This window comes from Rhizobium sp. J15 (genome assembly GCF_002531825.1).
GTDB lineage: Bacteria > Pseudomonadota > Alphaproteobacteria > Rhizobiales > Rhizobiaceae > Rhizobium.
Genome location: NZ_NWSX01000008.1, coordinates 179128 through 188931, shown reverse-complemented (window position 1 = coordinate 188931; position 9804 = coordinate 179128). Strand labels below are relative to the sequence as shown.

The 9804-nt window shown below is 61.7% G+C and carries 10 protein-coding genes; 4 read left to right on the top strand and 6 right to left on the bottom strand.

The window, feature by feature from the left end:
- The first annotated feature begins 63 nt into the window (after positions 1-63).
- Positions 64-1059, top strand: coding sequence for an aldo/keto reductase (locus CO670_RS10045; protein WP_097590091.1), 996 nt, complete (start codon positions 64-66; stop codon positions 1057-1059).
- Between the two features lie 84 nt (positions 1060-1143).
- Complete coding sequence (locus tag CO670_RS10040; protein WP_097590090.1) at positions 1144-1503, top strand: nuclear transport factor 2 family protein; 360 nt, start codon at positions 1144-1146, stop codon at positions 1501-1503.
- A gap of 54 nt (positions 1504-1557) precedes the next feature.
- Here CO670_RS10040 and pheT read toward each other — a convergent pair whose 3' ends face one another.
- The 5 genes from pheT to infC all read right to left on the bottom strand — a co-directional run bounded on the left by pheT (position 1558) and on the right by infC (position 6724).
- Positions 1558-3981 carry a phenylalanine--tRNA ligase subunit beta gene (gene pheT, locus CO670_RS10035; RefSeq protein ID WP_097590089.1) on the bottom strand — a complete coding sequence of 808 codons (2424 nt, stop codon included), beginning with the start codon at positions 3979-3981 and terminating at the stop codon, positions 1558-1560.
- 16 nt (positions 3982-3997) lie between these two features.
- A complete protein-coding gene (gene pheS / locus CO670_RS10030) occupies positions 3998-5080 on the bottom strand; it encodes a phenylalanine--tRNA ligase subunit alpha (RefSeq protein WP_097590088.1) in 1083 nt (360 codons plus the stop codon).
- Between the two features lie 149 nt (positions 5081-5229).
- Positions 5230-5634, bottom strand: coding sequence for a 50S ribosomal protein L20 (rplT, locus tag CO670_RS10025; protein WP_064693455.1), 405 nt, complete (start codon positions 5632-5634; stop codon positions 5230-5232).
- 39 nt (positions 5635-5673) lie between these two features.
- Positions 5674-5877 carry a 50S ribosomal protein L35 gene (rpmI, locus tag CO670_RS10020; RefSeq protein WP_004108077.1) on the bottom strand — a complete coding sequence of 68 codons (204 nt, stop codon included), beginning with the start codon at positions 5875-5877 and terminating at the stop codon, positions 5674-5676.
- Positions 5878-6187: 310 nt separating this feature from the next.
- Positions 6188-6724, bottom strand: coding sequence for a translation initiation factor IF-3 (infC, locus tag CO670_RS10015; RefSeq protein WP_082928759.1), 537 nt, complete (start codon positions 6722-6724; stop codon positions 6188-6190).
- Between the two features lie 176 nt (positions 6725-6900).
- On the opposite strand from infC, the gene CO670_RS10010 reads away from it, so the two are divergent.
- Together CO670_RS10010 and CO670_RS10005 are read left to right on the top strand one after the other, a co-directional pair.
- Positions 6901-7725 (top strand): alpha/beta hydrolase, encoded by an 825-nt coding sequence (locus CO670_RS10010; RefSeq protein ID WP_097590087.1) that lies wholly within the window; start codon positions 6901-6903, stop codon positions 7723-7725.
- A gap of 160 nt (positions 7726-7885) precedes the next feature.
- Entirely contained in the window at positions 7886-8485 is a 600-nt protein-coding gene (locus CO670_RS10005; protein ID WP_088676513.1) for a transglutaminase-like cysteine peptidase, read from the top strand.
- Positions 8486-8704: 219 nt separating this feature from the next.
- Here CO670_RS10005 and mbfA read toward each other — a convergent pair whose 3' ends face one another.
- Positions 8705-9688, bottom strand: coding sequence for an iron exporter MbfA (gene mbfA / locus CO670_RS10000; protein ID WP_088676512.1), 984 nt, complete (start codon positions 9686-9688; stop codon positions 8705-8707).
- Between the last annotated feature and the right edge of the window lie 116 nt (positions 9689-9804).

Below are 9804 nucleotides of genomic sequence, written 5' to 3'. Positions count from 1 at the left end.
GGTCTGCCCCGTACCGCCTTGATCCCTTCAGCGGTTCAAATCAGCTCAGAAAAGGAGCGCATCATGAAAACCCGAAAACTCGGAAACGATCTGACCGTCTCTGCCGTCGGCCTCGGCTGCATGGGCATGAGCTTCGCCTATGGCGCCAGCGACGAAGCGGAATCGGTGAGGACGCTCAATCGCGCCGTCGATCTCGGCGTCACCTTCTTCGACACTGCCGAGGTCTATGGTCCGTTCACCAACGAGCTTCTTCTCGGAAAGGTGCTGAAGCCGTTCCGCGACCGCGTGGTGATCGCCACCAAATTCGGCTTCAAGATCGATACCAGCCAGAGCGGCGCTGCCGCGATCGCCGGCGTCGACAGCCGCCCCGAGCATGTGCGGGAGGTCGCCGAAGCCTCGCTGAAACGGCTTGGGATCGACACCATCGATCTCTTCTACCAGCATCGGGTCGATCCCAACGTGCCGATCGAGGAGACGGTCACCGTCATGGCCGAGCTGGTGAGGGAAGGAAAGGTGCGCGCGCTCGGCCTATCGGAAGCCGGCAGCGCCACCATCCGCCGTGCGCATGCCGTCCATCCGATCGCGGCACTGCAGAGCGAGTATTCTCTGTGGACGCGCGACCCCGAAGAGGATGTGCTTGCCACCTGCCGCGAACTCGGCATCGGCTTCGTGCCCTACAGCCCGCTCGGCCGCGGTTTCCTGACCGGAGCGATCCGCAAAGTGGAGGACCTTGCCGCCGACGATTTCCGCCGGCAGGTGCCGCGTTTCCATTCGGATAATTTCGACGCCAATGCAGCCCTTGTCGCAATGCTCGAAGAGCTCGCCGCCGAGAAGGGCGTGACGACCGCACAACTGGCGCTGGCCTGGGTGCTGAGCCAGGGCGACGACATCGTGCCGATCCCCGGCGCGCGCAAGATCAACCACCTGGAACAGAACGTCGCCGCCGCCGATATCACGCTCAGCGCGGCCGAGATCGAGCAGCTCGGCAAGGCGATCCCCGCTGGCGAGGTGGCCGGCAAACGCTATTCGGATGCCTCGCTTGCCATGACGAATCTGTAATCGAAAGAGCCCGGCCTGACGCAGCGGCCGGGCTTGCCTTTGCCGCCGGCAAAACTATCTAACGTCATCTCGGAGAACGGAAAGATGTCGGACAGGCAGGCGGTCGAACAGACGGTTCATCTCTATGTCGAAGGCATGGCCTTCGCCAATGCGGCAGCCTTGAAGAAGGCCTTTCACCCGCAAAGCTCGATTATCGGCTATTACCAGAATGCCGTCGAATGGCTGACCCGGGACGAGTTCATCGCCGCGATCCTGGCGGAGGAACCGGCCCCGCCCGGCACACAGCCCTTCATGGACATCCAGAACGTCGATGTCGAAGGCGACGCGGCAAGCGTCAAGGTCACCGACGACTTCGCGGGCATGCGCTTTACCGACTACCTCTCACTGCTGAAGATTGAAGGCCGCTGGGTGATCGTCAGCAAGCTGTACCATCTGCACAGATGAAAAGACCGGCTGCCTTCGCAGCCGGTCTTTTATTCTCGTCAAAGATCCGAAAGATCAGCTTCTCAGGACGCCGCCGGTAAATTTCGTGACGCTCGCCACGATCTTCTGCGTCAGCGCCTCGAAATCCTCGTCCGTCAACGTGCGCTCGACCGGCTGGATCTGAACCTCGATCGCCACCGATTTCTTGCCCTCGCCGACCGATGCGCCTTCGAAGATATCGAAGACGTTGACGCCGGTGACGAGCTTGCGGTCGGCGCTGGTCGCAGCCTTGATGATGGCGCCGGCTTCGACCGTCTTGTCGACGACGAAGGCGAAGTCGCGCTTGACCGCCTGGAAAGGCGAGAGATCGAGCGCCGGCTTGGTGCGGGTCGCCTTCTTCTTCGGCTCGGCCATGGCATCGAGGTAGACTTCGAAGCCGCAGAGAGCGCCGGAGACGTCGAGAGCTTCCAGCGTCAGCGGATGGAATTCGCCGAAATAGCCGAGCACGACTTTCGGTCCCATCTTGATCGTGCCGGAACGGCCGGGGTGATACCACTCCGGGCCACCCTGCTCGATCTGGATATTGCCCATCGGCAGGCCACAGGCTTCGATGACGGCAAGCGCATCGGCCTTGGCGTCGAAGACGTCGACCGGCTTGCCGCCGCCCTTCACCGTGTTCGACCACATGCGGCCCGCGCCGGAAAGCGAGGCCGTGCCGCGGCGGATACCGCCGGCGACGCGACGCTGGCCTTCCGGCCGGTCGTTCTCATAGGTGCCGGAGACTTCGAAGATCGCCACGTCGCCATAGCCCTTGTCGGCATTGCGCTGCGCAGCCGTCAGCAGGCCCGGCAGCAGCGAGGGGCGCATATCGGACATCTCGGCGGCGATCGGATTGGCGAGCTTCAGGGCGGCCGAGCCGCCGCCGAAGAGCTTTGCCTGATCCTCCGGAATGAAGGACCAGGTGACGGCCTCCAGCATGCCGCGCGAGGCAAGAGCGCGCTTGGCCGCGCGGGTGCGGATCTGCAGCGTCGTCAGGATCCTGCCGTTGACGGCGGTATGGCTTTCGAGCGGCGCCGGCTTGATATTGTCGACGCCGTGGATGCGCATGACTTCCTCAACGAGATCGGCCTTGCCGTCGACGTCGGGGCGCCATGAGGGAACCGAGACCGAAACGCGTTCGCCGGAGCCGGAAACCGTGAAGCCGAGGCGGGCGAGGATCGCGTTGCTTTCCTCCGTCGAGACCTCCAGGCCCGTCAGGCGCGTGACCTCGGAATAGGGGAAATCGACGACCTTCGGCTCATAGCCCTTGTAACCGACGACCTCGGCCTGTGCGGCCGTGCCGCCGCAGAGCTCAAGCACCAGTTCCGTCGTGCGTTCGAGGCCCGGAACCATATATTCCGGATCGACGCCGCGTTCGAAACGGTATCGGGCATCGGTGATGATGCCGAGGCTGCGGCCCGATTTGGCGATGTTCATCGGGTCCCAGAGGGCCGACTCGATCAGCACGTCGACGGTGTTCTCGTCGCAGCCGGAATGTTCGCCGCCCATGATGCCGCCGATCGATTCGATGCCGTCTTCATCTGATATGACGACGTTGTTCGGACCGAGCTTATATTCACGCTGGTCGAGCGCCAGCACGGTCTCGCCTTCCCTGGCGCGGCGGACGGTGAGATTGCCCGTGACCTTGGCGGCATCGAAGACGTGCATCGGCCGGCCCTGATCGAAGGTCATGTAGTTGGTGATATCGACCAGCGCGTTGATGGGGCGCAAGCCGATGGCGAGGAGCCGCTGCTGCATCCAGCGCGGGCTCGGGCCGTTCCTGACGCCACGCACGAGGCGAAGCGAAAAACCGGGGCAGAGTTTCGGATCGTCGAGATCGAGCGTCAACTTGACCGGCGTATCACCGTCGACGGCGAAGCTCGGCGCGGCGCGTGTCTTCAGCGTACCGAGGCCTGAAGCGGCGAGATCGCGGGCGATGCCGTGGATCGACGTGCAGTCCGGCCTGTTCGGCGTCAGATTGATTTCGATGACCGGGTCGTCGAGATGCGCATAGGCGGCATAGCTCTTTCCGACCGGCGCGTCGTCCGGCAGATCGATGATGCCGTCGTGACTGTCGGAGATTTGCAGTTCCTTTTCGGAGCACATCATGCCGCGGCTTTCGACGCCACGGATATTGCCGACGGCAAGGGTCACGTCGATACCAGGAACATAGGTTCCGGGTGCGGCGAAGGCGCCGACGAGGCCGGCGCGCGCATTCGGAGCGCCGCAGACGACCTGGACCGGCGCGCCGGCGCCGGTGTCGACCATCAGCACCTTCAGGCGATCAGCCTGCGGATGTTTTTCCGCCGACAGGACCTTGGCGATGACGAATGGCTTGAAGGCGGCCTTGTCGTCGACATCCTCCACCTCGAGCCCGATTTCGGTGAGGCGGGTGCAGATTTCATCGAGCGTGGCATCCGTTTCCAGATGCTCTTTCAGCCAGGAGAGCGTGAATTTCATCGTTCCAATTCTCCGTTCAAGCGCTGAGGCCGCCGAACAGCGTCGGCATGTCGAGCGGGCGGAAGCCGTAATGCGTCATCCAGCGGACGTCGGCATTGAAGAAGTCGCGCAGGTCGGGCATGCCGTATTTCAGCATGGCGATGCGGTCGAGGCCCATGCCCCAGGCAAAGCCCTGATATTCGTCCGGATCGAGGCCGCCATAGCGCAGCACGTTCGGGTGGACCATGCCGCAGCCGAGGATCTCCATCCAGTCGGTGCCTTCGCCGAACTTGACGATCGGACCGGAGCGGTCGCACTGGATATCGACCTCGAAAGAGGGCTCGGTGAAGGGGAAGAAGGACGGGCGGAAGCGCATCGTCACGCTGTCGACTTCGAAGAAGGTCTTGCAGAACTCCTCGAGCACCCAGCGGATGTTGGCGACATTGGCCTTCTTGTCGATGACAAGGCCCTCGACCTGGTGGAACATCGGCGAGTGCGTGGCGTCCGAGTCCTGGCGGTAGGTCTTGCCGGGAATGATGATGCGGATCGGCGGCTTCTGCGCTTCCATGGTGCGCACCTGCACCGGCGAGGTATGGGTGCGCAGCACCTTGCGCTCACCGTTCTCGTCAGGATTGAAGAAGAAGGTGTCGTGCATCTCTCGGGCCGGATGGCCTTCGGGGAAGTTGAGAGCCGTGAAATTGTAGTAATCGGTCTCGATATCGGGACCTTCGGCGATCGAGAAGCCCATGTCGGCGAAGATCGCGGTGATCTCGTCGACGATCTGGCTGATCGGATGGATACGGCCGCGCTCGGCCGGCGAGGATCGCACCGGCAGGCTGACATCGACCGTTTCGGCCTTCAGCCGCGCATTGACCGCCACCATCTTCAGCACCGACTTGCGTTCGGCAATGGCGTCCGTCACCGCATTCTTCAGCGCGTTGATCGCGGCACCCCGGGTCTGGCGCTCCTCCGGCGTCATGGCGCCGAGCGTCTTCAGGAGCTCCGAGACGGAACCCTTCTTGCCGAGCGCGGACACGCGCACGGCTTCCAGGGCTGCCTCGTCATTGGCAGCAGCGATTTCCGCGAGCAGCGATGAGTTGAGCTGGTCGATATCTGACATTGTCACTTCTTTCCGTCCAGTATCAGGCGGGGGATCGGGAGGCAGGTGGCGCCGACCGGCGCAAGGAATATAAAGAAAGAAAAACCCGCACTAGCCCAAACCAGCGCGGGTTTCCCAAAATCATAACTTCAAAGCTTGGGAAGCGCTGGTTAACGAACCGCGCCTTCAAACTCGTTAGCCGTGCCGGTTTCCTTGAGGTATTCAAGGGCCTTCTTGGCGGCAGCAACCAGCGCACCGAATGCTTCCGGCTCATGGATCGCCATGTCGGAGAGAACCTTGCGGTCGACTTCGATACCAGCCTTGTTCAGGCCGTCGATGAAGCGGCCATAGGTCAGGCCGAATTCGCGGACGGCAGCGTTGATGCGCTGGATCCAGAGGGCGCGGAAGTTGCGCTTGTTGACCTTGCGGTCGCGGTATGCGTACTGCTTGGCGCGGTCGACGGCAGCCTTGGCAGTACGGATGGTGTTCTTGCGACGGCCGTAGAAGCCCTTGGCCTGCTTCAGAACCTTCTTGTGCTTGGCGTGGGCAGCGACGCCTCTTTTTACACGTGCCATTTCATGATCTCCTTAATCTAACGCGTTACCGGAATAGTCTCAGAGACCGTTCGGCAGATAGTTCTTCACGACCTTGCGGCCATCGGGTTCTGCCAGAACCATGGTGCCGCGTGCATCGCGAATGAACTTGTTCGTGCGCTTGATCATGCCATGGCGCTTGCCGGCGGCAGCCGCCTTGACCTTGCCGGTAGCGGTGATCTTGAACCGCTTCTTGGCAGAGGACTTCGTCTTCATCTTGGGCATTTTGCTACTCCGTTTCTGTCCTCCCTGCGCGCTTCATCAAAAAGCCCTCCTCGCGCAGTCCGGTTCTCCGGCCGTCGCAACAAGGTGCGGGAGCGTTTGTTGTTGATCTGCGGCATCGGCGACGAACCGTTCCGCAAGCATTCGAAACTGCCACGGCATGCCCTGCCGGTCAGTTCGGACGCGCGCTTATAACCGCAGCGTCATGAAAGTGCAACGGGGCCCGAGAGGAATCTTCGCCGACCCAATGCACATTACCGAAAGCACAAAAGCCGCCCTTGCGGACGGCCTTGGGCAAAAGGGTATCTGGCGCTTACTTCGGCGCCAGTACCATCATCATCTGGCGGCCTTCGAGCTTGGGCTCGGCTTCCACCTTGGCGATCTCAAGCGTATCGGCCTTGACCTGCTGCAGAAGCTTCATGCCGAGTTCCTGGTGGGCCATTTCGCGGCCGCGGAACTTCAGTGTCACCTTGACCTTGTCGCCTTCATCGAAGAAGCGGCCCATCGCCTTCATCTTCACCTCATAATCATGGGTGTCGATGTTCGGGCGCATCTTGATTTCTTTGACTTCGACGATCTTCTGCTTCTTGCGCGCCTCGGCAGCCTTCTTCTGGTTGGCATATTTCAGCTTGCCCAAATCGAGGATCTTGCACACCGGCGGTTCGGCGTTAGGGGAAATCTCGACGAGATCGAGGCCGGCTTCCTCAGCCATTCTCAAGGCCTGGTCGGTGGGCACGATGCCCATGTTCTGTCCGTCAGCCGCGATCAGCTGAACTTTGGGAATGCGGATTTCACGGTTCGAGCGCGGGCCGTCCTTCACGGGCGCATCGGTCTTAAAAGGTCTGCGAATGGTCGTATTCTCCTCGCGTTGTTTCGGAACGTTGCAGCGGCGCGCTCCCGATCAGGGTGCACAAACGTATCTCGTCATCGCTGCAACGGAGTCGATATCATCCTTTAGCGGAAAAATCACCTGCTGTCAGCCTGCCAAGAATCTGTTTTATAGGCCAAAACAACAGGAGTTGACCGATGTCCGATCAGATGCCCCATCCCGCGCCGCAATTCCTGACGGTCGGCGAGGGCGAAGCGGCGCGTGAGATCGCCCTCCTCGTCCGCCCGGCAAAAGCTGGCGACGGCGCGCCGTCGCTCGTCTGGTTGTCCGGCTACCGTTCCGACATGAGTGGCACCAAGGCGGTGGAGCTTGACGGGCTGGCGGCCGAACTCGGCCTCGCCTGCATTCGTTTCGACTATTCCGGCCACGGACTTTCGGGCGGCAGCTTCCGCGACGGAACGATCTCGCGCTGGCTGGAAGAGGCGCTTGCCGTTCTGCGGCATGCCGCGCCCGAGCGCGTGCTCCTCGTCGGCTCCTCGATGGGCGGCTGGATCGCGCTCAGGCTGGCGCAGGAGCTTGCGCGGCAGGGCGGGCCGAAGCTTGACGGCATGGTGCTGATCGCGCCGGCACCGGATTTCACGTCCGAACTGATCGAGCCGCACCTGACGGCCAAGGAGAAGAAGTCGCTTGCGGAGCGCGGCTATTTCGAAGAGCGCTCGCAATACAGCCCGGAACCGAACATCTATACCAAGGCGCTGATCGAGGACGGCCGCGACAACCGGGTGCTCGACGGCATCATCGAGACGGGCTGCCCGGTGCATATCCTCCAAGGCATGAAAGACCCCGACGTGCCGCATCAGCATGCAATGAAACTCGTCGAGCATCTTCCCGCCGACGATGTTGTGCTGACCCTCATCCGCGACGGCGACCACCGCCTTTCCCGCCCCGGCGACATCGCGCTTCTCGTCAGCGCCGTCAAAGGCATCCTCCGTTCATCGGCAAATATAGAAAAACCCGCTTGAGGGGCGGCGCCGATCATCCCGAAGCAAGTTCCCGGTCCCGTTGCATTTTAACCATGTCGGCGAGTTGCCAGGTCCTCCTAAGAAGTAACGATTGACTCTCCTCGGCCCTCTCCATTAACACTTTGTTAATAATTAAGGGGCGATGCGAGGAAGAGCGGGCGTGCGGATCAAGGGTATCTTCGTGGCCATGATGGCCGTGTTTGCGATGGCGACTGCCGCCATCCCGGCACCAAGCAGAAATGCTTCCATGGTAACAGGCAATGCCACTTCCCAACCGATCGGCCACTACGATTTCTGTCAGATTCATCGCAATGAATGCGGCGCAAACCGCAATTCCGGCCCGATCGAGATGGACCCGGCGAAATGGTCGCTCGTCCGTTCGGTCAATGCCACGGTCAATCGCACGATCACCCCGATGACCGACAAGGAAATCTACGGCAAGGACGAGGTCTGGGCCTATCCGACCACCGCCGGCGACTGCGAGGACTTCGCGCTTCTGAAGCGCCGCATCCTGATCCAGCGCGGTGTTCCGGCCGCCGACCTGCTGATGACCGTCGTTCGCAAGCCCGATGGCGAAGGCCATGCCGTGCTGACGCTGCGCACCGCCGAAGGCGATTTCGTGCTCGACAATCTCGCTTCCGACGTGAAGCCGTGGTTCGGGACGCCATATACCTTCGTCAAGCGCCAGTCGAGCTACAATGCCGGCCGCTGGGTCACCATCGAAAACGGCCGCGACGTTCTGGTCGGCGCTCTGCGCTGAGGATTTCCAGGGGGATGTGGGGAAAAGGGCCGGCGAAAGCCGGCCTTTTTGTTTGGGGGGCTGCAGGGTGCGCTCCCTGATGAGGGCTGATCGCTGAACCCTCGCGCAAGATAAAGAATTGCTATGCCGCACCGTCTCCCGGCCCTTCGCATGGCTCCGGGCGTTCGCTGCTGCAATCGATTCGCTGGATCGATTGCTCGGGCTTTGCCCGACCGCAGCTCACCCATTCCCAATCAGAATACCGGCGGCGAGAACCAGGCTGCCGCCGAGGACGACCTGGAAGGCGGCACGCAGGAAGGGGGTTTCCATATAACGGTTCTGGATGAAGGCGATCGCCCAGAGTTCGAAGAAGACGATGACGGCGGCGGTGATCGTCGCGGTCCAGAAATGCGGGATCAGGTAAGGCAGGGCATGACCAAGACCGCCGAGCGTCGTCATGATGCCGCAGGCAAGGCCGCGTTTGACGGGCGAACCCCGGCCGGAGATCTTGCCGTCGTCATGGGCGGCCTCGGTGAAACCCATCGAGATGCCGGCGCCGACGGAGGCGGAAAGACCGACAAGGAATGTCTGCCAGGTGTCCTGCGTGGCGAAGGCGGCGGCGAAGATCGGCGCCAGCGTCGAGACCGAACCATCCATCAAACCGGCAAGGCCCGGCTGCACATAGGTCAGCACGAATTGCCGATGCGCCGTCTCGTCCTCGTCGCGCTTGACGTCTTCGGGCGTGTGTTTGTCGCCGAGCATGCGGGCGATATCTTCATGCCCCTGTTCGGCGAGCGCGAGATCGCCGAGAAGCTCTCGCGTCGAGGCATCCGAGGTCTGCTTGGCCGCCTCGATATAGAAACGGTATGCCTGATCCTCCATCGCTTCGGTTTCCTGCCGTATTGCATCGAGCGAAAGGTTTGCCCTGAGCCAGTCGGGCTTGCGTTCGTAGAAACCCTGCACATGCTCGCGCCGAATCAGCGGGATGCGCTCGCCAAAACGCTGGCGATGGATCTCGATCAGGGATTTGCGATGCGTATCCTCGACCTCGGCCATATCTTCGAAAACCTTGGCCGAGGCCGGGAATTCGTTCCGCAGCCTGTCGGCATAGGCAAGATAGATGCGGGCATCGTCTTCCTCGGAGGCAATTGCGAGGGCGAGGATCTCCTGCTCGGACAGCGACTCGAAAGACCGTTTCGGTGATCTGAAAAATCGCGCCAGCATAACTATTCTCCATAATTTAGAATTATTCTAAATCTAAAGAAGGAGCCAATGGCGGTCAAGTGCACGGACGGGCCGGCTGACAGATTGCCGCAATCCGCAAGCATGGCTTTGGCGCG

Bases quoted from the DNA above. Each gene is read 5' to 3' on its own strand.
- rpmI (WP_004108077.1), bottom strand. From the start codon at position 5,877: ATGCCCAAGATGAAGACGAAGTCCTCTGCCAAGAAGCGGTTCAAGATC.
- mbfA (WP_088676512.1), bottom strand. From the start codon at position 9,688: ATGCTGGCGCGATTTTTCAGATCACCGAAACGGTCTTTCGAGTCGCTG.
- CO670_RS10010 (WP_097590087.1), top strand. From the start codon at position 6,901: ATGTCCGATCAGATGCCCCATCCCGCGCCGCAATTCCTGACGGTCGGC.
- pheS (WP_097590088.1), bottom strand. From the start codon at position 5,080: ATGTCAGATATCGACCAGCTCAACTCATCGCTGCTCGCGGAAATCGCT.
- CO670_RS10045 (WP_097590091.1), top strand. From the start codon at position 64: ATGAAAACCCGAAAACTCGGAAACGATCTGACCGTCTCTGCCGTCGGC.
- pheT (WP_097590089.1), bottom strand. From the start codon at position 3,981: ATGAAATTCACGCTCTCCTGGCTGAAAGAGCATCTGGAAACGGATGCC.
- rplT (WP_064693455.1), bottom strand. From the start codon at position 5,634: ATGGCACGTGTAAAAAGAGGCGTCGCTGCCCACGCCAAGCACAAGAAG.
- CO670_RS10040 (WP_097590090.1), top strand. From the start codon at position 1,144: ATGTCGGACAGGCAGGCGGTCGAACAGACGGTTCATCTCTATGTCGAA.